Source organism: Comamonas composti DSM 21721 (genome assembly GCF_000429845.1).
In the GTDB taxonomy this organism is placed as follows: Bacteria; Pseudomonadota; Gammaproteobacteria; order Burkholderiales; family Burkholderiaceae_C; genus Comamonas; species Comamonas composti.
Window position 1 is genome coordinate 28446 of sequence record NZ_AUCQ01000029.1, and the last position, 22377, is coordinate 50822.

30 protein-coding genes and 1 tRNA gene are annotated in these 22377 nt (G+C 62.7%); 7 read left to right on the forward strand and 24 right to left on the reverse strand.

The window, feature by feature from the left end:
- Positions 1 to 66: 66 nt before the first annotated feature.
- A complete protein-coding gene (locus G486_RS0114010; protein WP_027016106.1) occupies positions 67 to 1665 on the reverse strand; it encodes an AMP-binding protein in 1599 nt (532 codons plus the stop codon).
- Between the two features lie 162 nt (positions 1666 to 1827).
- On the opposite strand from G486_RS0114010, the gene G486_RS22370 reads away from it, so the two are divergent.
- Together G486_RS22370 and G486_RS0114020 are read left to right on the forward strand one after the other, a co-directional pair.
- A complete protein-coding gene (locus G486_RS22370) occupies positions 1828 to 2661 on the forward strand; it encodes a TetR/AcrR family transcriptional regulator (RefSeq protein WP_084455290.1) in 834 nt (277 codons plus the stop codon).
- 95 nt (positions 2662 to 2756) lie between these two features.
- Positions 2757 to 4001, forward strand: coding sequence for a branched-chain amino acid ABC transporter substrate-binding protein (locus tag G486_RS0114020; protein WP_156920034.1), 1245 nt, complete (start codon positions 2757 to 2759; stop codon positions 3999 to 4001).
- Positions 4002 to 4070: 69 nt separating this feature from the next.
- Here G486_RS0114020 and G486_RS0114025 read toward each other — a convergent pair whose 3' ends face one another.
- Positions 4071 to 4799 carry a YggS family pyridoxal phosphate-dependent enzyme gene (locus G486_RS0114025; protein WP_027016108.1) on the reverse strand — a complete coding sequence of 243 codons (729 nt, stop codon included), beginning with the start codon at positions 4797 to 4799 and terminating at the stop codon, positions 4071 to 4073.
- A gap of 36 nt (positions 4800 to 4835) precedes the next feature.
- Between G486_RS0114025 and G486_RS0114030 the strand changes: the two genes are divergently transcribed.
- From G486_RS0114030 to G486_RS0114045, 4 genes are read left to right on the forward strand one after another with little or no spacing between them, the layout of a single operon-like run.
- Positions 4836 to 5879, forward strand: a complete 1044-nt coding sequence (locus tag G486_RS0114030; protein WP_027016109.1) for a type IV pilus twitching motility protein PilT — start codon at positions 4836 to 4838, stop codon at positions 5877 to 5879.
- 30 nt (positions 5880 to 5909) lie between these two features.
- The gene (locus tag G486_RS0114035; RefSeq protein WP_027016110.1) at positions 5910 to 6530 is read left to right on the forward strand and encodes a cyclic nucleotide-binding domain-containing protein; all 621 of its coding nucleotides are present in this window, start codon (positions 5910 to 5912) and stop codon (positions 6528 to 6530) included.
- A gap of 39 nt (positions 6531 to 6569) precedes the next feature.
- On the forward strand, positions 6570 to 7706 hold the full coding sequence (locus G486_RS0114040) for a PilT/PilU family type 4a pilus ATPase (protein WP_027016111.1): 1137 nt from the start codon (positions 6570 to 6572) through the stop codon (positions 7704 to 7706).
- 23 nt (positions 7707 to 7729) lie between these two features.
- Positions 7730 to 8644, forward strand: a complete 915-nt coding sequence (locus G486_RS0114045; protein WP_027016112.1) for an NAD(P)-dependent oxidoreductase — start codon at positions 7730 to 7732, stop codon at positions 8642 to 8644.
- A gap of 541 nt (positions 8645 to 9185) precedes the next feature.
- On the opposite strand, the gene G486_RS0114050 is transcribed toward G486_RS0114045, so the two are convergent.
- From G486_RS0114050 to G486_RS0114060, 3 genes are all read right to left on the reverse strand, one after another.
- Positions 9186 to 9845: a BON domain-containing protein gene (locus G486_RS0114050; RefSeq protein ID WP_027016113.1), complete on the reverse strand. Its 660-nt coding sequence runs from the start codon at positions 9843 to 9845 to the stop codon at positions 9186 to 9188.
- Positions 9842 to 10450 (reverse strand): SIS domain-containing protein, encoded by a 609-nt coding sequence (locus tag G486_RS0114055; protein WP_027016114.1) that lies wholly within the window; start codon positions 10448 to 10450, stop codon positions 9842 to 9844. The genes G486_RS0114050 and G486_RS0114055 overlap by 4 nt, the downstream gene beginning before the upstream one ends.
- A gap of 98 nt (positions 10451 to 10548) precedes the next feature.
- Positions 10549 to 11001, reverse strand: coding sequence for a YraN family protein (locus G486_RS0114060; RefSeq protein WP_027016115.1), 453 nt, complete (start codon positions 10999 to 11001; stop codon positions 10549 to 10551).
- Between G486_RS0114060 and rsmI the strand changes: the two genes are divergently transcribed.
- A complete protein-coding gene (gene rsmI, locus G486_RS0114065) occupies positions 11001 to 11918 on the forward strand; it encodes a 16S rRNA (cytidine(1402)-2'-O)-methyltransferase (protein WP_027016116.1) in 918 nt (305 codons plus the stop codon). The genes G486_RS0114060 and rsmI overlap by 1 nt on opposite strands.
- A gap of 19 nt (positions 11919 to 11937) precedes the next feature.
- Here rsmI and G486_RS0114070 read toward each other — a convergent pair whose 3' ends face one another.
- The 19 genes from G486_RS0114070 to rplN all read right to left on the reverse strand — a co-directional run bounded on the left by G486_RS0114070 (position 11938) and on the right by rplN (position 22286).
- Complete coding sequence (locus G486_RS0114070; protein WP_027016117.1) at positions 11938 to 13197, reverse strand: Hsp70 family protein; 1260 nt, start codon at positions 13195 to 13197, stop codon at positions 11938 to 11940.
- Between the two features lie 195 nt (positions 13198 to 13392).
- A tRNA-Met gene (locus G486_RS0114075) sits at positions 13393 to 13469 on the reverse strand.
- Between the two features lie 22 nt (positions 13470 to 13491).
- Entirely contained in the window at positions 13492 to 13875 is a 384-nt protein-coding gene (rplQ, locus tag G486_RS0114080) for a 50S ribosomal protein L17 (RefSeq protein ID WP_027016118.1), read from the reverse strand.
- A 102-nt stretch (positions 13876 to 13977) separates the two neighbouring features.
- Positions 13978 to 14976: a DNA-directed RNA polymerase subunit alpha gene (locus G486_RS0114085; RefSeq protein WP_027016119.1), complete on the reverse strand. Its 999-nt coding sequence runs from the start codon at positions 14974 to 14976 to the stop codon at positions 13978 to 13980.
- 112 nt (positions 14977 to 15088) lie between these two features.
- On the reverse strand, positions 15089 to 15712 hold the full coding sequence (rpsD, locus tag G486_RS0114090) for a 30S ribosomal protein S4 (protein WP_027016120.1): 624 nt from the start codon (positions 15710 to 15712) through the stop codon (positions 15089 to 15091).
- An 89-nt stretch (positions 15713 to 15801) separates the two neighbouring features.
- On the reverse strand, positions 15802 to 16206 hold the full coding sequence (gene rpsK / locus G486_RS0114095; RefSeq protein WP_027016121.1) for a 30S ribosomal protein S11: 405 nt from the start codon (positions 16204 to 16206) through the stop codon (positions 15802 to 15804).
- 18 nt (positions 16207 to 16224) lie between these two features.
- Positions 16225 to 16590 (reverse strand): 30S ribosomal protein S13, encoded by a 366-nt coding sequence (gene rpsM / locus G486_RS0114100; protein ID WP_027016122.1) that lies wholly within the window; start codon positions 16588 to 16590, stop codon positions 16225 to 16227.
- 21 nt (positions 16591 to 16611) lie between these two features.
- Positions 16612 to 16725, reverse strand: a complete 114-nt coding sequence (gene rpmJ, locus G486_RS23615; protein WP_003050535.1) for a 50S ribosomal protein L36 — start codon at positions 16723 to 16725, stop codon at positions 16612 to 16614.
- Between the two features lie 130 nt (positions 16726 to 16855).
- On the reverse strand, positions 16856 to 18172 hold the full coding sequence (secY, locus tag G486_RS0114105; protein WP_027016123.1) for a preprotein translocase subunit SecY: 1317 nt from the start codon (positions 18170 to 18172) through the stop codon (positions 16856 to 16858).
- A 24-nt stretch (positions 18173 to 18196) separates the two neighbouring features.
- A complete protein-coding gene (gene rplO / locus G486_RS0114110; RefSeq protein WP_027016124.1) occupies positions 18197 to 18628 on the reverse strand; it encodes a 50S ribosomal protein L15 in 432 nt (143 codons plus the stop codon).
- A gap of 11 nt (positions 18629 to 18639) precedes the next feature.
- Positions 18640 to 18822, reverse strand: a complete 183-nt coding sequence (gene rpmD, locus G486_RS0114115) for a 50S ribosomal protein L30 (RefSeq protein WP_027016125.1) — start codon at positions 18820 to 18822, stop codon at positions 18640 to 18642.
- A 14-nt stretch (positions 18823 to 18836) separates the two neighbouring features.
- Positions 18837 to 19358 carry a 30S ribosomal protein S5 gene (gene rpsE, locus G486_RS0114120; RefSeq protein WP_034387760.1) on the reverse strand — a complete coding sequence of 174 codons (522 nt, stop codon included), beginning with the start codon at positions 19356 to 19358 and terminating at the stop codon, positions 18837 to 18839.
- A gap of 15 nt (positions 19359 to 19373) precedes the next feature.
- A complete protein-coding gene (rplR, locus tag G486_RS0114125) occupies positions 19374 to 19739 on the reverse strand; it encodes a 50S ribosomal protein L18 (RefSeq protein ID WP_034387763.1) in 366 nt (121 codons plus the stop codon).
- A gap of 11 nt (positions 19740 to 19750) precedes the next feature.
- The gene (gene rplF, locus G486_RS0114130) at positions 19751 to 20284 is read right to left on the reverse strand and encodes a 50S ribosomal protein L6 (RefSeq protein WP_027016128.1); all 534 of its coding nucleotides are present in this window, start codon (positions 20282 to 20284) and stop codon (positions 19751 to 19753) included.
- A 23-nt stretch (positions 20285 to 20307) separates the two neighbouring features.
- Entirely contained in the window at positions 20308 to 20703 is a 396-nt protein-coding gene (gene rpsH / locus G486_RS0114135; RefSeq protein ID WP_027016129.1) for a 30S ribosomal protein S8, read from the reverse strand.
- A gap of 20 nt (positions 20704 to 20723) precedes the next feature.
- Positions 20724 to 21029 (reverse strand): 30S ribosomal protein S14, encoded by a 306-nt coding sequence (rpsN, locus tag G486_RS0114140; RefSeq protein WP_027016130.1) that lies wholly within the window; start codon positions 21027 to 21029, stop codon positions 20724 to 20726.
- An 8-nt stretch (positions 21030 to 21037) separates the two neighbouring features.
- A complete protein-coding gene (gene rplE / locus G486_RS0114145; protein WP_027016131.1) occupies positions 21038 to 21577 on the reverse strand; it encodes a 50S ribosomal protein L5 in 540 nt (179 codons plus the stop codon).
- A 10-nt stretch (positions 21578 to 21587) separates the two neighbouring features.
- On the reverse strand, positions 21588 to 21905 hold the full coding sequence (rplX, locus tag G486_RS0114150; RefSeq protein ID WP_027016132.1) for a 50S ribosomal protein L24: 318 nt from the start codon (positions 21903 to 21905) through the stop codon (positions 21588 to 21590).
- A gap of 12 nt (positions 21906 to 21917) precedes the next feature.
- Positions 21918 to 22286, reverse strand: coding sequence for a 50S ribosomal protein L14 (gene rplN / locus G486_RS0114155; protein WP_027016133.1), 369 nt, complete (start codon positions 22284 to 22286; stop codon positions 21918 to 21920).
- Between the last annotated feature and the right edge of the window lie 91 nt (positions 22287 to 22377).

Below are 22377 nucleotides of genomic sequence, written 5' to 3' on the forward strand. Positions count from 1 at the left end.
GCGGCGCATGGCACCTCGCTTGCCAGCGGTCTTCACCCCCTCCCTCGGGAAGGAGCCAGCCAGCGCTCAGGGGATATCGCGCAGCAAACGTCGCAGCACCTTGCCCGCGCCGGTGGACGGCAGCGCATCGATAAAACGCAGCTCGCGCGGCGCCTTGTAATTGGCCATGTTCTGCTTGGACCACTGCAGCAGCGCCTCGGCATCCACGCTCTGGCCGGGCTTGGCGACGATGAAGGCGCGCACGATCTCGCCCTTCTCGGCATCGGGCACGCCGATGACGGCGGCCTGGGCCACGGCCGGGTGCTTGACCAAAATGGTTTCCACCTCTTCGGGGAACACGCTGTAGCCCGAGACCTTGATCATTTCCTTGAAGCGGCCGATGAAGGTCAGATAGCCATCGGCGTCCATCTTGCCCATGTCGCCGGTGTGCACCCAGCCGTCCTTGAGGGTCTGGGCCGTGGCCTCGGGCTTGTTCCAATAGCCTTTGAAGTTGCCCGGCCCGCGGATGATGATCTCGCCCACTTCACCGGCAGGCAGCGGCTCCCCAGTCAGGGAGTCGATGATGCGGATCTCGTTGCCCGCCACCGGCTTGCCGTGCGTGCCCCAGCGTATGGCGTCCACAGGCATGGTGGTGTCCATGGTGTGGGTCTCGGACAGGCCATAGGCCGCCTCGCAGGACACGCAGTTGGGCGCGAACTGGCGCCACCTGGCGGCCAGCTCCTCGGTATAGGTGATGCCAAAGCTGGTCACGGTATTGCGGCGCAGCGAGCCCAGGTCCATGTCCTGCACACCGGGCAGATGCATGATGGCCACGTTCATGGGCGCAATGCTGTACCACCAGCTCACGCGGTAGCGCTCTATGGCCTGGGCCACGGCCAACGGATCGAAGCGATGCAGCAATACGCAGGGCGCACCGGCCTGCACCGGCATGTTCACACCCATGGACATGCCGGCGATGTGGTAGAGCGGGGCCACGGCCAGCAGCACATCGTCCGGCCCCACCTGCGTGGCCAGGCAGGCGGCGGCAGTCTTGCTGGCCGCGCTCCGGAAACTCAGCATGGCGCCCTTGGGCAGGCCGGTGGTGCCCGAGGTATAGGTCATCAGCGCCACATCGTCCATGGCCACATCAACAGGGGCGGGCCTGGCGCCGCTGTGCATCACGTCCCAGAAGGATTCCACGCCGCCGGGCAGGGGCTGGGCCGGCGCCTGCAACTCGGCCGGCAGCGGCAGCGTGGGCTGCTTTGGCAGCCAGTCCGCATAGCGCACCGCGAACACATGCTGCAGCGCCGTGCTGCTGCGCACCTTGTCGACCACGGGCAGCAGGCCGTCGGCCGCGATGATGACGCGCGCCTTCAAGTCATTCAGCTGGTACTCGAGCTCATGCTCCTTGTTCAGCGGACCGCAGGGACAGACGATGGCGCCCACCTTCTGCACGCCGTAATGGGCCACGATGTACTGCGGGCAGTTGTTCATGAACAAGGCCACAGGCTCCCCCCGGGCCACGCCCAGAGCCTGCAGGCGTGCGGCAAAGGCATCGCTGGCCTCGTCCAGTTGCCGCCAGCTGATGCGCTCTCCATACCAGATATAGGCCGTGGCCTCGGGCTGCTGGCGCGCATTGCGGCGCAGGGCTTGGTGCAAGGGAATCAATGTCTCTAGGTCCGCCATGGCTTGTCTCCTGGGTGTCTCGTTTCGCCGTTTTCTGCAGCCATCTCAGGGATAGCCATAGGTTTGCTTTCGGTCCGGCGTCTTGCCAATATATACCGTCTGGTAGAAGATTGCTACCAACTGGTATAACCAGTGCGACATCATCGATTGACCGACCATTTCATGCCCAAGCCCCCTGTTACCCCCCGAGGTCGCCAGCGCCTGCCCACGGCAGGATCGGACGAAAAGCGCGAGCGCATCCTCAAGGCCGCCGAGGCCTTGTTCGACCGCAACGGCTACGCCAACACCACGATGGAGCAGATCGTGCAGGCCCTGGGCGTGACCAAGCCTTTTGTCTACTACTACTTTCGCAACAAGCAGGAGATCTTCGAGACCCTGTGCTGGGCCCCCACCGAGGCCTGTTTCACGGTGCTGGACTTTGCGGCCGACGACCCGCGCCCGGCCCATGAAAAAGCCGTGGACGGCCTGCAGCGCCTGATTGCGGCCACGATTGCGCACCACCCTGCGGCCTTCTTCCCCTACCGCGAATCCAAGGCCGCATTCAGCCCCGCCTATGAAAAGGCCTCGCGCGCACTGGCCCGCCAGTTCTACAAGCAGTTCTGCGCGCTGCTTGAGGAAGGCCGCGCCAGCGGGCATTTCGACTTTGCCGAAACCCGCATCACGGCCCAGGCCGCCTGCAGCCTGCCGGGCTTTCTCTACAACTGGTACCGCCCCGGCGGGCGCCTGGGCACGGCCGAGATGGTGGCCGAGCTCACCCGGCTCGCGACCCGGGTTCTGGGGCTGCAGATCAGCACCGGAGCAGCGGCCAAGCCCATCGCCAGACCGGCTGTCAAATCCGCGGCAAAACCTGCAGCCCGCCCCACTACCAGGCGCACCGCCGCCCTGCCCCCGGGCGGGGCCAAGCCAGCCGCCCCCAGCCCGGCCGAAAGCAAGGCCGAGGGCAAGGCTGCGGCCTCGCCCAGGGCCGCCTCCCGCAGCGCGGCCGGCAAGACCTGATTCCATTTGCCGGATCGAACCGTTCACCCCAGCGCAGGCCGGGCAATGGTTCGACCGGGTTTGGGCATGACCTCACAACAACCAGGAGACAAATCATGATTTCACGTTCGGCAGTGTTTGCCGCAGCCCTGCTGTGCACCTCGGCCCTGCAGGCCCAGACGGCTGCACCCTTCAAGATCGCCTTCATCGACCCCTTGTCCGGGCCTTTTTCCAACGTGGGCGAGCTCATGCGCAACCACGTGCAGTACGCGGTGGAAGACATCAACGCCCAGGGCGGCCTGTTCAACGGCGCCAAGCTGCAGTTCCTGCAGTTCGACAGCAAGCTCTCGGCCCAGGAAAGCCAGAGCGCGCTGCAGGCGGCCATAGACCAGGGCGCGCGCGTGGTGGTCACGGGCGGCTCGGGCTCGTCCGTGGTCACGGCCCTGGTGCAGGCGGCCTCGCGCTACAACCAGCGCAACCCCGGCAAGGAGGTGCTGGTGCTCAACCACTCCTCCATCGATCCCGAGCTCACGGGCAAGGCCTGCAGCTACTGGCATTTCATGTTCGATGCCAACACGGCCATGCGCATGCAGGCCATTGCCAACTACATCAAGACCCAGCCGGCCATCAAGAACGTCTATCTGCTCAACCAGGACTATGCCCACGGCAAGCAGTGGGCCACCTATGGCCGGCAGATGGTGGGCGCGGCCCGGCCCGATATCAAGTTCGTCGGCGAGATGCTGCACCCCATAGGCCGGGTCAAGGATTTTGCGCCCTATGTGGCCAAGATGAAGGAGCTGCAGACCGACAGTGTGATCACGGGCAACTGGGGCCAGGACCTGAGCCTGCTGCTCAAGTCGGCCGGGGACTCGGGCTACAACCTGCGCTATTTCAACCACAGCGCAGGCGGCATGCCGGGCACGGTGACGGCGGTCTCCCAGGCCAAGGTCGGCGAGATCACCTGGGTTGCCGAATGGCATCCGGGCCAGGCGGACCGCGCACAGGCCGAAGCCCGCGCCAGGGACTACAAGGCCAAGGTGGGCCAGGACTTTCTCGCACCGCGCATGGACCTGGTGCCGCGCATGCTGGCCGCCGCCATGGCCAAGGCCCGCTCCACCGAGACCCTGAAGATCGCCGCCGCTCTCGAAGACCTGCAGATGGACACCATCTTCGGCCCCGTGCGCATGCGCGGCAAGGACCACCAGTTGCTGCTGCCCCAGGTGGTCAACACCATCGCGCCCGTGGACGGCAAGCTCGTCAAGGCCGGCTGGGAAGGCACGAACTACGGCTTTCGCACCGATGCCGTCTACAGCCTGGAGCAGACCGAGCTGCCCAGCGAATGCCAGATGAAGCGGCCCTGACCCTGAAGCGCGCTTGATGCAGGCGATCCCCTCTCCCGCGCGGCCAGAGCGGGGGTGCGGCGCAGCCGCTTAGCGCGCGTAGTCCCTTTTTCCAAAGATCCCGCTGCCCACGCGCACCATGGTGCTGCCCGCCATGATGGCGGCCTCGAGATCGCCGGTCATGCCCATGGACAGGGTGTCGAAGTTCTCGAGGCCCGTACCGCCGCTGGCCTTGATTGCATCAAAAACCGCTGCAGCCCTTTGGTGGAGAGCACATTGCGCTTCAAATCCAGGAGCATCATCGGGAATGCTCATGATGCCGCGCAGCACTAGGCGCGGCAGGCGTGCCACAGCCAGGGCCAGCTCCAGCGCCTGCTGCGGCGCAACGCCGGCCTTGGTCGAACCGCCATCCACGTTCACCTGGATGCAGACCTGCAGCGGAGCCAGCTCCTCGGGGCGCTGGGCCGACAGGCGCTCGGCGATCTTGAGCCGGTCCACGGTCTGGGCCCAGTCGAAGTTCTCGGCCACCAGCCGGGTCTTGTTGCTCTGCATCGGGCCTATGCAATGCCATTGCAGGGCCGGAGTCAGCGCAAGATCTGCGCACAGCGCACGCACGGCAGCGATCTTCTCCACGCCTTCCTGTATATAGTTCTCGCCAAAGGCCTGCTGGCCCGCCTGCAGGGCAGCGAGCACGGCCTCGGCAGCAAAGGTCTTGGAGACCGCAAGCAGTTGCACGGCTTGGGCCGGACGGCCTGCCTTGGCGCAAGCATCTGTAATTCTTGCGTTCGTCTGCTGCAGCTGATTTTCAATCGTCGTCATAATTGCCGCCAGGGTATCAAACAAGAGAGGGCTTTCGTGGACATCACCCAATTGCTGGCGTTCAGCGTCAAGAACAAGGCTTCGGACCTGCACTTGTCCGCAGGACTGCCGCCCATGATTCGCGTTCACGGCAATGTGCGCCGCATCAACGTGGACCCGCTGGACCACAAGGCCGTGCACGCCATGGTGTATGACATCATGAGCGATGCCCAGCGCAAGATGTACGAGGAGTTTCTGGAGGTCGACTTCTCCTTCGAGATCGAGGGGCTGGCGCGCTTTCGTGTCAATGCCTTCAACCAGTACCGGGGCGCGGCCGCCGTGTTCCGCACGATTCCCAGCAAGATCCTCACGCTGGAGCAGCTCAACGCTCCGCGCATCTTTGGCGACCTGGCCTTGAAACCGCGCGGCCTGGTGCTGGTCACCGGCCCCACGGGCTCGGGCAAGTCGACGACGCTGGCGGCCATGGTCAACCACCTCAACGAAACCGAGTACGGCCACATCCTCACGGTGGAAGACCCCATAGAGTTCGTGCACGACTCCAAGAAGTGCCTGATCAACCAGCGCGAGGTCGGCCCCATGACCCAGTCCTTCGCGGCCGCGCTCAAGTCCGCGCTGCGCGAGGACCCGGATGCGATTCTCGTGGGCGAAATGCGTGACCTGGAAACCATACGCCTGGCCATGACGGCCGCGGAAACCGGCCACCTGGTATTCGGCACCCTGCACACCTCGAGCGCAGCCAAGACCATTGACCGTATCATTGACGTTTTTCCGGCCGAGGAAAAGGAGATGGTGCGAGCCATGCTCTCCGAGTCGCTGCAGGCCGTGGTTTCCCAGACGCTTTGCCGCACCAAGGACGGCCAGGGCCGCATTGCGGCCCACGAAATCATGCTCGGCACCAGCGCCATCCGCAACCTGATACGCGAAGCCAAGGTCGCCCAGATGTACTCCACCATCCAGACCAGCCAGAACGTCGGCATGCAGACCCTGGACCAGAACCTCACGGACCTGGTGCGGCGCAATCTCATCAGCCCGGCCGAAGCACGCAGCAAGGCCAAGACCCCGGACAACTTCCCCGGCTAAGCCCCATCACTCCACACCCACGCCTGCTCCATGAAAAACTTTTTTCGCCTGCGCCGATCCAGCCCGGCTCCCGAATCTACGTTTTTCACGACCACGCTGGCCGCGCACGGGGTCTTCGACCCCCATACGCCGCCAGTCCCCTGGGAAGCCCGGGCTGTGGAGGTCGGGGCCACGCGCTTTGACGCGAGCCGGGGCATCGCCCTGCTCACGCAGCACTGGACACGCGACCGCTACCTCGGCCAGTTCGACGAAGCCAGCCTCAAGCGCCTGGGCACGTATTTCAGCTACGCGAAGATCGCGCCCCAGCGCGATGTGATACGCCAGAACGAGAACGGCAACTTCATGACCGTGGTTCTCTCGGGCCAGCTGGCCGTGGAACGCCAGCAACCCTGGGGCGAGCGCACGCGCCTGGCACAGACACGCCCGGGCGACATCCTCGGAGAGATGTCGCTGCTCGATGGAGGCCCGCGCTTTTCGAGCTGCACCACACTCACCGATTGCGAAGTCGGCATTCTCAGCGCCGAAGCCCTGGACGAGATGATGGATCAGGACGCCGCCCTGGCCGCCAAGCTGGTAGCCCTGCTGGCACGCAAGCTCTCGTTCCGGCTGCGCACCATCAGCGTCAGACTCAGTGAAGAGTCTCCGACCTGAACACCCCCTCATGACCACGATCCGCCTGGAGAAATGACAATGGAAAGAGATCAGGCCAGCAAGTTCATCAACGATTTGCTCAAGCTCATGGTCAGCCGCAACGGCAGCGACCTCTTCATCACGGCAGAGTTTCCGCCGGCCATCAAGATCGACGGCAAGGTGACCAAGGTCTCGCCCCAGCCGCTCACGGGCGCGCATACGCTGACGCTGGCGCGCTCCATCATGAGCGACAAGCAGGTGGCCGACTTCGAGCGCACCAAGGAATGCAACTTTGCGATCTCCCCGGCCGGCCTGGGGCGCTTTCGTGTGAACGCCTTCATGCAGCAGGGCCGCGTGGGCATGGTGCTGCGTACCATCCCCACCACCCTGCCCACCATCGACAGTCTGGGCCTGCCCCAAGTCCTCAAGGATACGGCCATGACCAAGCGCGGCCTGTGCATTCTGGTCGGCGCCACGGGCTCGGGCAAGTCCACCACCCTCGCCGCCCTCGTGGACTGGCGCAATGAAAACTCCTACGGCCACATCGTCACCGTGGAGGACCCCATAGAGTTCGTGCACCCGCACAAGAACTGCGTGGTCACGCAGCGCGAGGTCGGCCTGGACACCGACAGCTGGGAAGCCGCACTCAAGAACTCGCTGCGCCAGGCGCCGGACGTGATTCTCATGGGCGAGATCCGCGACCGCGAGACCATGGAGCATGCGATTGCCTTCTCGGAAACCGGCCACCTTTGCATGGCCACGCTGCACGCCAACAGCGCCAACCAGGCGCTGGACCGCATTCTCAACTTCTTCCCCGAGGAAAAGCGCGCGCAGCTGCTCATGGACTTGTCGCTCAACCTGCGCGCCATGATCTCGCAGCGCCTGATCCCCAAGCAGAACGCGCGGGGCCGCGTGGCCGCCATCGAGGTCATGCTCAACTCCCCGCTGATTGCGGATCTGATCTTCAAGGGCGAAGTCCCCGAGATCAAGGAGATCATGAAGAAAAGCCGCAACATCGGCATGCAGACCTTCGACCAGTCGCTGTTCGACCTCTTCGAGTCCAACCTCATCACCTATGAGGATGCACTGCGCAATGCCGACTCGGTCAACGATCTGCGGCTGCAGATCAAGCTCTCCAGCCAGCGCGCCAAGTCGCAGGACCTGGCCGCAGGCACCGAGCACTTCGCCATCGTCTAACCCCATTCTTCGCCCAGCACTCCATGCCCACGCCTTCCATCGCCGCGCGCGACTACGACTCCACTCCTCCCATGACGCTGGCCTTTCTGGGCCTGGGCGTCATGGGCTACCCCATGGCCGGCCACCTGTCTGCGGCCGGCCACAAGGTCACGGTCTACAACCGCACCGAGGCCAAGGCCCGTCTCTGGTGCGAGGAGTTTGGCAGCCAGACCCGGCATGCAGCCACGCCGCGCGAGGCCGTGCAGGGCGCACAGCTGGTCTTTTGCTGCGTGGGCAATGACGACGACCTGCGCTCCGTGGTGCTCGGCGAGAACGGCGCTTTTGCGGGCATGCAGCCAGGAGCCGTCTTCGTGGACCATACGACGGCCTCCGCCGAGGTCGCGCGCGAGCTTGATGCCCAGGCCCGCGCGCTGAAGCTGCACTTCGTGGATGCGCCCGTCTCGGGCGGCCAGGCCGGTGCCCAGAATGGGCGGCTCACCGTGATGTGCGGCGGCAGCGAGGCGGCCTTCGCAAGCATGCGTCCCGTGGCCATGCATTTCTCCCAGGCCTGCACGCTCATGGGCGAGAGCGGCGCCGGCCAGTTGACCAAGATGGTCAACCAGATCTGCATTGCAGGTTTGGTCCAGGCCCTGTCCGAAGCCGTGGCTTTCGGCCAGCGCGCAGGCCTGGACATGGGCCAGGTGCTCGACGTCATAGGCAAGGGCGCGGCCCAGAGCTGGCAGATGGACAACCGCGGCAAGACCATGGTGGAAGGCAGGTTCGACTTCGGCTTTGCCGTGGACTGGATGCGCAAGGATCTGGGCCTGGTCCTGGCCGAAGCCCAGCGCAACGGCGCGCGCCTGCCGGTCACGGCCCTGGTCGACCAGTTCTATGCGGATGTGCAGCAACTGGGCGGCCGCCGCTGGGATACGTCGAGCCTGATCAAGCGGTTGGAATAAACGTCCCCCCCTGAGGCGCTGAAGCGCCTTCCCCCTCTCTCTGCGGGAGGGGGACGATGCCCTCGCTGCGGGGCGGCCCTTGCTCGGCATCCCTGGCGTCTGGCCATGCCAGTCTCAAACAGCGTGCACGATGCTGCGCGCTTTGGGAGAAGAGGAGGCTGTGACCCCTGAGGCGCTGACGCGCCTTCCCCCTCTCTCTGCAGGAGGGGGCGATGCCCTCGCTGCGGGGCGGCCCTTGCTCGGCATCCCTGGCGTCTGGCCATGCCAGTCTCAAACAGCGTGCACGATGCTGCGCGCTTTGGGAGAAGACGAGGCTGTGACCCCTGAGGCGCTGACGCGCCTTCCCCCTCTCTCTGCAGGAGGGCGCGATGCCCTCGCTGTGGGACGGCCCTTGCTCGACATCCCAGGCGTCTGACCGCGCCAATCTCTGCGCTGTGAGCGGCTTGCTGTCCTGGATTCAGACCCGACCCGTTTGAAACACTGTGCACCACGCAATAAAAAACCGGAATCTGGTTCCGGCTTTTTTACTGTGTTCCATCTGCTACTGCTGCGGCGCGGTGCTGGCCTCTTCGTCGCGGGTCTCGGCAGCGGACTGGGGACGCATGCGTGCCATCTCCTCCTCGGAGATGACTTCCAGAACGCGCACCACCTTGGTCACGTCGTTGACCCCGCGCGCAATCTCGGCCCCGCGCTTGGCTTCACGCGGCGTGACGATGCCCATGAGATAGACCACCTTGGCCTCGGTCACGACCTTGAATGCCGAGGCCTGTATGTCCTTGGCATTGAGCAGGCTGGCCTTGACCTGGGTCGTGATCATGCTGTCCTTGGAGCGCTGGCTGAGCGTGGACGTGAAGGGCGCGACCACGATCTCGTTGTACACATTGAGCACCGTGGACTGCTCGCGCACCAGGCGCTCTATGGTCTGGCGATCGGCCTCGTTGCCGGCCTCGCCCGTCAGCAACACCTGGCGGTTATAGCTGGTGACGTTGATGTGCGCCTTGTTGCCTATGACTTCGCCTATGCGGTTGCCGGCACGCAGCTCTATGCCCTCATCCTCGATCTGGGTTCCGGTCGTGCGCCGGTCCACAGCCGACATGCCGGCCATCACGGCGCCACCGCCCACCAGGGCCACGCATCCCGACAGCAACGGCCCCAGCAAGGCCGCGGCAAGAATGGGGGCAACAGTCCAACGCAAGTTCATAAAGGCATCTCCTGGTCACCAAGCAGCTGGGCATCCACGCCGTCGCAAAGACAGTGCAGCACCAGCGTATGGGTTTCACGTACGCGTGCTGCACGGTCATGCGGCACGCAGATCAAGACATCGGTTTCGCGCACGCGCGCAGCCAGGGCGCCGCCCGTGCGTCCGCTGAGCACCACGACCATCATGTCGCGCTCATGGGCTGCATCCACGGCCTCCAGCACCGCCACATCGTTGCCGCTGACGGACATGGTGAGCAGCAGATCGCCAGGCTGGCCTAGAGCCCGCACCTGACGCGCCAGGTATTGCGTGGCGTTGCCGCCCGAGCCCGTGGCACCGACCGTGCCCAGCAGCCCGCCTTCGCAGGCCAGGGCCAGCGCGGCAAGCTCGGGCCGATCACGCTCGAAGCCCGCAACGCAAAGCGAGGCGAACAACTGGGCATCGCTGGCCGAAGCACCTGCGCCGCAGGCCAGAACCTTGCCGCCGCTAGTCACGCAGGCCAGCATGGCCTGCACTGCGCTGCCTATCGGCTGACTCAGTGCCTGCGAAGCCTGGTATTTGAGGTCGGCGCTATCGATGAAGTGCTGTTGTATACGTTGCTCAAGCATGGAGGCCCGATGATAACTGCGCGGCTGCGCGCATTGCGCGGAGAAGCCTTTTTTACCATTGATACAGCCAGGCATCACCTGCCGCTTGTTGCGTCAGCTCAGCCCGGCGCATCAAAGGCCGCAGGCAGCCACTGCAGGCCTGGCGATTGTCCGAGCACAGCAGCGGGCTCGACCAGCACCACGTCAAAACGGCATGGTGGAGGCGCGCCATAGCGCAGCAGGAAGTGCCTGGCCGCGAACACGATGCGCTGGCGCTTGAGCGCCCCTATGCTCGCACCTGCGCCGCCATAGTCCCGGCCGCTGCGGCTGCGGACCTCGACAAAGATCAGGCAGCCATCGCGGTCGCGCAAAATCAGGTCGATCTCGCCACCGCCCCGCCCTGGCGTCCGATAATTGCGCTCGACCAGGCGCAGGCCTGCCGCCACAAGATGCGCCAGCGCCAGCTCTTCGGCCTGCTGTCCTCTGTCACGGCTTGTCTGGCGGCCAGGCCCCGGCTGCGCTGCGCTGCCGCCCTTCGCCCCGACTGCCGGCTTTTTCGCAAGGAAACCCATTGAGCACCTCTTTTGCTTTGGCTTTGGAAGCCGCCAGAAACGCCGCCGCCCAGCAGCATTATCCCCAGGGCGCACTCTATGTGGTCGCGACGCCCATCGGCAATCTGGCCGACATCAGCCTGCGCGCTCTGCATGTGCTGCAACTCGTGGACTGCATCGCCTGTGAGGACACGCGCCACACCCAGGGCCTGCTGCGCAGCTACGGGCTGGAGCGTCCTGGCAGCCAGTTGCTGGCCGTGCACCAGCACAACGAGGCCCAGGCCGCGCAGCAGCTCATTGCCCGGCTTCAGCAGGGCCAGCGCATCGCCTATGTGAGCGATGCCGGAACCCCCGGCGTCAGCGATCCGGGTGCGCGGCTTTGTGCCGCCGTGCAGGCTTCGGGCCTGCGCTGCATACCGCTCCCCGGGGCCTCCAGCATCACCGCAGCCATCAGCGTGGCCGGGGCCGTGGCACCTGCGCATTCGGCCGAGGGCTTTGTCTTCCAGGGCTTTCTGCCCACCAAGAGCGCCGAGCGCCAGGCCGCCGTGCAGCGCCTGGCAGCCGAGCCGCGCTGCACCGTGCTGCTCGAAGCTCCGCACCGCATCGCCGATCTGGCAACGGCCCTTGCCACCCTCGCACAGCGCCCGGTCACGCTGGCACGCGAGATCAGCAAGCAGTTCGAGGAGATCGCCACCATGCCGGCCTGCGAGCTGTACGCCTGGCTTCAGGCCCAGCCCCAACGCAGCAAGGGCGAGTTTGCCGTGGTGCTGCACCCCGTGGCCGTGCAAGGCGATGAGGGCCAGGGCCTGCAGGTGCTGCGCCTGCTGCTGGCCGAGCTGCCGACCAAGCCGGCCGTGCGCCTGGCCGCCGAGATCACGGGCATGCCGCGCAACCAGCTCTACGATGCCGCACTGGCCTTGAAGCAGGCCGAGGAGTAGCGCCCACGGGCCGGAGACATCAGGCGCAGGCCAGGCCCGATGCGACGCCGCCAAACAGGTCGCCTTCGATCTGGGGAACACCGGGAAAGCTTTGTTGCAGGACCTCGCGCAGCGTGCGCAGCGCCGAGGAGCCGCCCGTGAGGTAGATCGCATCCAGGGCCTGAGGTCTGGCACCGGCCAGGCGCACGCACTCCAGCGCGCAAGCCACGACCTGCCCCAGCAGTGCCTGCAATTGCGTGTGCAGGATGGGCGCAGAAACCAGGGCCTGCAGGCCCGGCTCCAGCCAGGTCAGATCCACAGGCGCATCTGCATGCAGTGAAGAAGCCTGGATCTTGGCCTGCTCCACGGCATCGGCCAGCCTGTGACCCTCACGCTGCTCCAGCACGGCCATCAGCCGGCGGTGCAGGCGCGCGTCCGCATAGTCGCTGCGCAGCGCACGCGCATCGGCCAGGGCCTTGGGCGCATACAGCCACTGGATCAGATGCCAGGTCGAGAGATCGAAGAACACGCGACTGGGCACCTCGCGCCCGCTGGATCCCGTGTGCCGGTAGCCGAGCAAGGGCATGACCTGGGCCAGGTTCAGCCGCTGATCGAAGTCCGTGCCGCCGATGTGCACGCCGCTGGTCGCGAGGATGTCGCTGTGGCGCTCGGCCGCGCGCATGCGCTCGGGGCCAAGACGCACGACGGTGAAGTCCGAGGTGCCGCCGCCGATGTCCACGACCAGAACCAGGGCCTCGCGCTCCAGGCGCTGCTCGTAATCCAGGGCGGCCGCAATCGGTTCGAGCTGGAAATGCACTTCACCCAGGCCCGCCAAGCGGGCCGCTTCGGCCAGCGCCTGCTGGGCCTGGCCGTCGCGCTGCGGGTTGTCGTCCACGAAATGCACGGGCCGCCCGAGCACCACACGCTGCGGCAGGCGGCCATCGAGCGCCTCGCGCGCCCTGTCGGCCACGCGGCGCAGAAACATGCCGATCACGTCCTGGTAGCTGACGGGCCGGCCATGTACCGCCGTGCGCTCTTGCAGCAGCGCACTGCCCAGCAAGCTTTTGAGCGAGCGCATCAGCCGCCCGGGCTCGCCATCCAGATACTGAGCCATGGCATCGCGCCCGAAATGCGTGCCCTGCTCTTCGGCATGGAAGAACAGGGCCGTGGGCATCACCCGCGCCTGCCCCTCCAGCGGCAAGAGCCGCGCCGGGCCCTGCTGCCCACGCCAGGCGGCAGCCGAATTGGAAGTGCCAAAGTCGATGCCCAGCGTACCGGGCGCATGCAAGGGATCAGCCATGGTGGTGGGAACAGGGCAGCAGGTCTTTAAAAAAGTAGCTGCTACCGCTTGTCATACAAGGTTTTCAGATACAAAAGAAGCTGGAAACCTTATGCATAGAGCGCTAGCCGCTATTCTTTTGAGGAAAAGGAGAAGCAAAGATTTTTGCTAGCGTAAATAAAAAACGCCCGCTGAGGACAGCGGGCGTTTTCAACTTGGTTGCGCGAGAAGGATTTGAACCTCCGACCTTTGGGTTATGAGCCCAACGAGCTACCAGACTGCTCCATCGCGCGGTAAGCTGGTATTGTAGCAGATTTACTCGGCTGCCTGGGCAGCTTCTTCGGCGCGCTCGACCAGTTCCACATAGGCCATGGGAGCGTTGTCGCCCACGCGAAAGCCCATCTTCAGGATACGGGTGTAGCCACCGGGACGCTTGGCAAAGCGGGGGCCCAGTTCGTTGAACAGCTTGGTCACGCTGTCGCGGTCACGCAGGCGGTCGAAAGCCAGGCGGCGGTTGGCGACGGTGTCCACCTTGGCCAGGGTGATCATGGGCTCGATCACGCGGCGCAGTTCCTTGGCCTTGGGCAGCGTGGTCTTGATGGCCTCGTGCTCGATGAGCGAGTTCATCATGTTCTTCAGCATCGCCAGGCGGTGCGAAGTGGTGCGATTGAGTTTACGAAGGCCGTGACCGTGACGCATGGTGCTATTCCTTGATGTCTAAATTAATTCGGGCAGCCGTATCAGGTACTGCCCGATGCACATGTGCTTTCGCCCAAAAGCGAAAGCCAGCGATTATAGCGCTTAGCGCTTTTCCAGGCCAGCGGGTGGCCAGTTTTCGAGCTTCATGCCCAGCGTGAGACCACGGGAAGCCAGAACTTCCTTGATCTCGTTGAGCGACTTGCGACCCAGGTTGGGGGTCTTGAGCAGCTCGTTCTCGGTACGCTGGATCAGGTCGCCGATGTAGTAGATGTTTTCCGCCTTGAGGCAGTTGGCCGAGCGAACCGTGAGTTCGAGCTCGTCCACAGGACGCAGCAAGATGGGGTCGAACGAGGTCGCGGCACCGCGGCTGCCCGAAGGTGCATCGAACACGCTGGCGATGTCGCCACCGTCGAGCTGGGCGAACACGGCCAGCTGCTCGACCAGGATCTTGGCGGAGGCGCGCACTGCGTCTTCGGCCGTGATCGAGCCATTGGTCTCGATTTCCACCACGAGCTTGTCGAGGTCGGTGCGCTGTTCCACGCGTGCCGATTCGACCGCATAGCTCACGCGCTTGACGGGCGAGAACGAAGCATCCAGCACGATGCGGCCGATGGACTTCGTGGACTCGTCGCCATAGCGGCGCACATTGCCCGGCACATAGCCACGGCCCTTTTCAACCTTGATCTGCATGTCCAGCTTGCCGCCTTGCGACAGGTTGGCGATGACATGATCGGGGTTGATGATTTCCACATCGTGCGGGGTCTGGATGTCACGCGCGGTGACCACGCCTTGACCATCCTTGCGCAGGGACAGGGTGACCTCATCACGGTTGTGCAGCTTGAACACCACGCCCTTGAGGTTCAACAGGATATTGACCACGTCTTCCTGAACACCGTCTATGGACGAGTACTCATGGAGCACACCGGCAATGGTCACTTCCGTCGCTGCGTAGCCCACCATCGACGAGAGCAGAACGCGGCGCAAGGCGTTGCCCAGAGTGTGGCCATAGCCACGCTCGAAGGGCTCGAGCACGACCTTGGCACGATTGTGGCCAAGCTGCTCGACATTGATTGTCTTGGGCTTTAGCAAATTGGTTTGCATGCAGACTTCCTCTCAATACCCCCGGCTCGTTACACCGGTAAGGCTGGTGAAGCACCCCGGTGCGATGCCTCGTAGCCGGGGAACGTTTTTACAGAAATGCCGCAGCTCAGGATTAACGCGAGTACAACTCAACGATCAGGGATTCGTTGATGTCGGCGCCAAATTCGTCGCGGTCAGGAGCCTTCTTGAAGGTACCTTCAGCCTTGTCGGCAGCCACTTCCACCCATGCAGGGAAGCCGACCTGACCAGCCAGTTGCAGGGCTTCGACAATGCGGCCTTGCTTCTTGGACTTTTCACGCACGGCAACCACGTCGCCCACCTTCACCAGGTAGGAGGGGATGTTCACCGACTGGCCATTCACCAGGATGGCCTTGTGGGACACCAGCTGACGAGCCTCGGCGCGCGTGGAGCCAAAGCCCATGCGGAACACCACGTTGTCCAGACGCGCTTCCAGCAGGGACAGCAGGTTGGCGCCAGTGTTGCCACGGCGACGCTCGGCTTCCTCGAAGTAGCGGCGGAATTGCTTCTCCAGCACGCCGTACATACGCTTGACCTTCTGCTTTTCACGCAGTTGCAGACCGTAGTCCGAGGTACGCTGGCCCGAAGTGCGGCCGTGCTGGCCGGGCTTGGTGTCGAACTTGGACTTGTCGGCGATCGAGCGGCGAGCGCTCTTCAGGAACAGGTCGGTGCCTTCGCGGCGGGAGAGTTTGGCCTTGGGGCCGATATAGCGTGCCACTTGATCTTCCTTTATGTCATCTACCGTGCACAAACACGGGAGCCGCCCGCGATGTTACACATCTGGGCGGCGGTGGGCTTGATTAGAGATTAAATACGACGGCGCTTTTGAGGGCGGCAGCCGTTGTGGGGAACCGGCGTCACGTCCGAGATGGAGGTGATGCGGATGCCCAGGGCACCCAGGGCGCGAACCGAGGATTCGCGGCCAGGACCGGGGCCCTTGATTTCCACGTCCAGGTTCTTGATGCCCTGTTCCATGGCGGCACGACCAGCCACTTCCGAAGCCACCTGAGCAGCAAAGGGAGTCGACTTGCGCGAGCCCTTGAAGCCCTGACCGCCCGACGAAGCCCACGACAAGGAGTTACCTTGACGGTCGGTAATGGTGATGATCGTGTTGTTGAACGAAGCATGCACGTGAGCAATACCGTCCGAAATGTTCTTGCGGACCTTCTTGCGCACGCGCTGTGCTGCGTTGTTTGCAGGAGACTTAGCCATAGTGATCTCTCAATCCCTTTACTTCTTCAGAGTCGCTGCACCCTTGCGCGGACCCTTGCGGGTACGGGCATTCGTGCGGGTGCGTTGACCGCGCATGGGCAGGCCGCGACGATGGCGGAAGCCGCGGTAGCAACCGATGTCCATCAAGCGCTTGATGTTCATCGTGGTTTCACGACGCAGATCGCCTTCCAGCGTCAGGGAAGACAGCTGTTCGCGGATCTTCTCGAGATCGCCATCGGTCAATTCCTTGACCTTCTTGGAATATGCAATGCCGCATGCTTCGCAGATCTTGCGAGCTGTCGTACGACCAATACCGTAAATTGCGGTCAGGCCGATTTCAGCGTGCTGATGCGGCGGGATGTTAATGCCAGCTATACGTGCCATTATTCGTCCTCAAACTTTCTATCAACCCTGGCGCTGCTTATGGCGCTGGTCCGTGCAGATCACGCGCACAACACCTTTGCGGCGGATGATCTTGCAGTTACGGCAGATTTTTTTGACCGAAGCCGAAACTCTCATTTCATTCTCCTAAAACTCTTACATCCGTTGTGATCTGCGCTTTGGACCTTGTCCCGTGCAGATCGAATGGTATCTACTAACTTCTGTTCACCGACGCCTGGCGGCCAAGCTGCCAGGCATCGTTACAAGCTCAATTCAGTGTCGCCTTGAAGTTCGCCTTTTTGAGGAGCGACTCGTACTGCTGCGACATCATGTAGTTCTGCACCTGAGCCATGAAGTCCATGGTCACCACCACAATAATCAGCAGCGATGTACCACCGAAGTAAAACGGCACGTTGTACTTCAGGATCAGGAACTCGGGCAGCAGACACACAAAGGTGATATACACCGCGCCAGCCAGGGTCAGGCGAACCAGAATCTTGTCAATGTAGCGTGCCGTCTGCTCGCCAGGACGAATCCCGGGGATGAAGGCGCCGCTCTTCTTCAGATTGTCGGCAGTCTCCCGGCTGTTGAACACCAGGGCCGTGTAGAAGAAGCAAAAGAAGATGATGGCAGCGGCGTAGAGCATTACATAGATGGGCTGACCAGGTGTCAGCGTGCCAGCAATGTCCTTCAACCAGCGCATCGACTCTCCTGCACTGAACCAATTCACCACGGTCGCAGGCAGCAAGATGATGGATGAAGCAAAGATGGGAGGAATGACCCCGGCCATGTTCAGCTTCAGCGGCAAGTGCGAGGACTGACCACCATATACCTTGTTACCCACCTGACGACGCGCATAGTTCACCAGGATCTTTCGCTGCCCGCGTTCGACAAACACGACGAAATACGTCACGGCTGCCACCACGAGAACAATGAAGATCGCGGCCACGATGCTCATGGCACCGGTGCGTACCAGCTCCAGCAACCCACCGATAGAGCTGGGCAGGCCTGCGGCGATACCAGCAAAAATCAGAATGGAGATGCCGTTGCCCAGACCACGTTCCGTGATCTGCTCACCCAGCCACATCAGGAACATGGTGCCGGCCGTGAGGCTGACCACCGCCGTGAGGCGGAAGCCAAAACCCGGGCTCAGAACCAGGCCTGCCGAGCTTTCCAGTGCCACGGCAATTCCCAGGGACTGAAAAATCGCCAGGCCCAAAGTGCCGTAGCGGGTGTACTGGGTAATCTTGCGACGACCCGATTCACCTTCTTTTTTCAGCTGCTCGAATGTAGGGACCACATAGGTCATGAGCTGCATGATGATCGATGCCGAGATGTACGGCATGATCCCCAGTGCGAACACCGTGAAGCGCGACAGCGCCCCACCCGAGAACATGTTGAACAGATTGAGAATACCGCCCTGCTGGCCATTGAACAGCTGCTGCAGCTGCGCTGGATCGATGCCCGGCACGGGGATATGCGCCCCGATGCGGTACACGACCAGCGCGAGCAACAGAAAAACCAGCCGGCGACGCAAATCGCCGAATTTTCCAGTTTTTGCAATTTGAGCTGCGCTAGTAGCCACGGATGTCTTCTTTCAGAACTTTAATCAGGCGATGCTGCCACCGGCAGCTTCGATTGCGGCCTTGGCGCCGGCGGTAGCGCCGATGCCGTTGAGCTTCACAGCCTTGCTGATTTCACCGCTCTTGATGATCTTGACCACCTTGGCGATTTCACCAACCAGACCTGCTTGCTTCAGGGCTGCCAGATCGACTTCGGCCAGACCGAGTTGGTCCAGAGCCGTCAGAGTCACTTCTGCATTGAACTTCAGCAGATGCGACTTGAAGCCGCGCTTGGGCAGACGGCGCTGCAAAGGCATTTGACCGCCTTCGAAACCCACCTTGTGATAGCCGCCCGAACGCGACTTCTGACCCTTGTGGCCACGACCAGCGGTCTTGCCCAGGCCAGAGCCGATACCACGGCCCACGCGACGCTTGGCGTGCTTGGCACCTGCGGCAGGCTTGATGCTATTGAGTTCCATCATCAACCCTTTCAGAGAACCTTCACCAAGTAGGCGATTTTGTTGATCATGCCGCGCACTTCGGGCGTGTCCTTGAGCTCGCTCACGCTATTGAGCTTGCGCAGGCCCAGGCCACGAATGGTGGCGCGGTGCGATTCCTTGGTGCCGATGGGGCTGCGCACCAGCTGCACCTTGACGGTTTGTTGCGTTGTCATGTGCTTGACTCCGATCAGGCCGCGAAGATGTCTTCGACCGACTTGCCACGCTTGGCCGCCACTTCCGCAGGGGTCGTGGAGTTCTTCAAGGCGTCAAAAGTCGCGCGGACCATGTTATAGGGATTCGACGAGCCATGGCTCTTGGCCACGATGTCGGTGATGCCCAGCACTTCGAAGACAGCGCGCATGGGGCCGCCAGCGATGATGCCGGTACCCTTGGGAGCGGGGTTGAGCATCACCGATGCTGCACCGTGCTGACCCATCACGGTGTGATGGATCGTGCCGTTCTTCAGGGACACCTTGATCATGTTGCGACGGGATTCTTCCATCGCTTTTTGCACGGCGGCAGGCACTTCCTTGGACTTGCCCTTGCCCATGCCAACGCGACCATCACCGTCGCCAACCACGGTCAGTGCAGCGAAGCCGAGGATACGGCCACCCTTCACAACCTTGGTGACGCGGTTGACCGCGATCATTTTTTCGCGCAGACCGTCGTCACGACCTTCGTCTTGCACCTTGGGGGAAAACTTTGCCATTTCTATCCGCTCCGCTTAGAACTGCAGGCCCGCTTCACGGGCGGCTTCTGCCAAAGCCTTCACGCGGCCGTGGTATGCGAAACCAGCGCGATCGAAAGCCACTTTCTCGACGCCGGCGGCCTTGGCCCTCTCGGCAATGCGCTTGCCGATCAGTGCAGCAGCAGCGGCATTGCCGCCCTTGCCTGCAGCGCCCAGTTGGGCACGCACTTCGGCTTCTGCCGTCGAGGCGGTAGCCAGCACCTTGGTGCCGTCTTCCGAAAACACGCTGGCGTAGATGTGGAGGTTGGTGCGGTTCACGCTCAGACGCGCCACGCCTTGCTGGGCAATGCGGATACGGGTCTGGCGGGCACGACGCAGACGCTGCTCTTTCTTGGTCAACATAATGCAGCTCCTTACTTCTTCTTGGTCTCTTTGATCACGACCTTCTCATCCGAGTAACGGATGCCCTTGCCCTTGTAGGGCTCGGGAGGACGAACGGCGCGGATCTCAGCGGCCAGTTGGCCAACGGCCTGGCGGTCGGCACCCTTGATCACGATCTCGGTCGCGGAGGGGCAGGCCACCGTGATGCCGGCAGGCATCTCGAAGTTGACGGGGTGAGAAAAACCGATGGCCAGGTTCAGCTTGGCGCCCGAGGCCGAAGCCTTGAAACCCACGCCGACCAGGTTCAGCTTCTTCTCGAAGCCCTTGCTCACGCCCACCACCATGTTGTTCACCAGCTGACGCATGGTGCCGCTCATGGCATTGGCTTCGCGCGAATCATTCACGGGCTCGAAGGACAGCTTGCCTTCGTTGTTGGAAATCTTCACCAGGGCATTCTGGTTCAGGGACAGCGCACCGCCCGAACCCTTGACATTGACCTGGCTACCGTTGAAGGACACATCCACACCTGCGGGGATGGTCACATTGGCTTTTGCTACGCGAGACATTTCAGTATTTCTCCTTCAATGTCTTAGGCCACATAGCACAGCACTTCGCCACCGACACCGGTAGCACGCGCCTTGCGATCGGTCATCACGCCCTTGGGAGTGGTGACGATGGCCACGCCCAGGCCGTTCTGGACCTGAGGAATGGCGTTGCGGCCCTTGTACACGCGCAGGCCGGGACGGCTCACGCGCTCGATGCGCTCGATCACGGGACGACCGGCGTAGTACTTCAGGGTGATTTGCAGCTCGGCCTTGCCGTCTTCGGTCTTGATTTCAAAACCGTCGATGTAGCCTTCGTCCTTCAGCACCTGCGCGATGGCAACCTTGACCTTGGAGGCAGGTGCCGACACGGTGGCCTTGGCGACCATTTGTGCGTTACGGATGCGGGTCAGCAAGTCAGCGATGGGATCACTCATGCTCATGTTTCATCTCTCCTGCTTGCTTACCAGCTGGCCTTGGTGACACCGGGGATGTCACCAGCAAAGGCCATTTCACGGATCTTGGCGCGACCCAGACCGAATTGACGGAAGGTGCCACGCGGACGGCCCGTGATCTCGCAGCGGTTGCGCTGGCGAGTGGGGTTGGCGTTGCGGGGCAGCTTTTGCAGGCCCAGGCGGGCGGCATCGCGCTCTTCGTCGGTGCGCTTGGCATCACCGGCGATAGCCTTCAGTTCTGCGTACTTGGCAGCGTACTTAGCTGCCAGCTTTTCGCGCTTGAGTTCGCGCTCGATCAAAGCTTTCTTAGCCATGTGCCACCTCAGTTCTTGAAGGGGAAACGGAAGGCTGCGAGCAGTGCCTTGCACTCGTCGTCAGTCTTGGCCGTGGTTGTGATGCTGATGTTCAGACCGCGCAGGGCATCCACCTTGTCGTACTCGACTTCGGGGAAGATGATCTGTTCCTTGACACCGACGTTGTAGTTGCCGCGGCCGTCGAACGAACGACCCGAAATACCACGGAAGTCACGCACACGGGGCAGAGCCACGGTGACGAAACGGTCCAGGAATTCATACATCTGAACGCCACGCAGGGTCACCATGCAGCCGATGGCCTGACCTTCGCGGATCTTGAAACCAGCGATGGCCTTCTTGGCCTTGGTCACCACGGGCTTCTGACCTGCGATCTTGGTCAGGTCAGCCACGGCGTTGTCCATCACCTTCTTGTCGGCGACGGCTTCGCTCACACCCATGTTCAGGGTGATCTTGCTCAGACGAGGCACTTCCATGACGGACTTGTAGCCGAACTTTTCCTTCAGTTCAGCCGCGATCTTTTCACGATAGAGTTTTTGCAGACGTGCCATGTGTTACTCCTCAGGCGCTCTTGACTTCAGTGCCGTCTTTGAACACGCGGACACGCTTGCCGTCGGCATTCACCTTGACGCTCACGCGCTCGCCCTTGCCGGTAGCCGCATTGAAGACTGCCACGTTGGACTGGTGGATAGGCATGGCCTTTTCCACGATGCCGCCGGTGGTACCCTTCATGGGGTTGGGCTTGACGTGCTTCTTCACCAGGTTGATGCCTTCCACGACCACGTGGGTGTCATCCTTGCGCAGTGCAACCACGCCACGCTTGCCTTTGTCACGGCCGGTCAGCACGATGACTTCGTCGCCCTTGCGAATCTTGTTCATGGTGTGCTTTCCTTAGAGAACTTCAGGAGCCAGGGACACGATCTTCATGAACTTTTCGGTACGCAGTTCACGAGTCACGGGGCCAAAGATGCGGGTGCCGATAGGCTCCAGCTTGGCGTTCAGCAGCACGGCGGCATTGCCGTCGAACTTCACGAGCGAACCGTCTGCACGACGGATGCCCTTGGCGGTGCGCACCACCACAGCGCTGTAGACCTCGCCTTTTTTGACGCGGCCACGCGGAGCGGCTTCCTTGACGCTCACCTTGATGATGTCGCCAACACTTGCGTAACGGCGATGAGAGCCGCCCAGCACCTTGATGCACTGGACAGACTTCGCGCCGGTGTTGTCGGCAACCTCTAAACGAGATTCTGTTTGGATCATTTCAAATATTCCCAACTTGCTCCAGCAACGCTCGACAGCCCCAGAGTCTTCTCAAGGGCTGATCTAGCAGCCAGTCAGTCTTGGGCCCGTC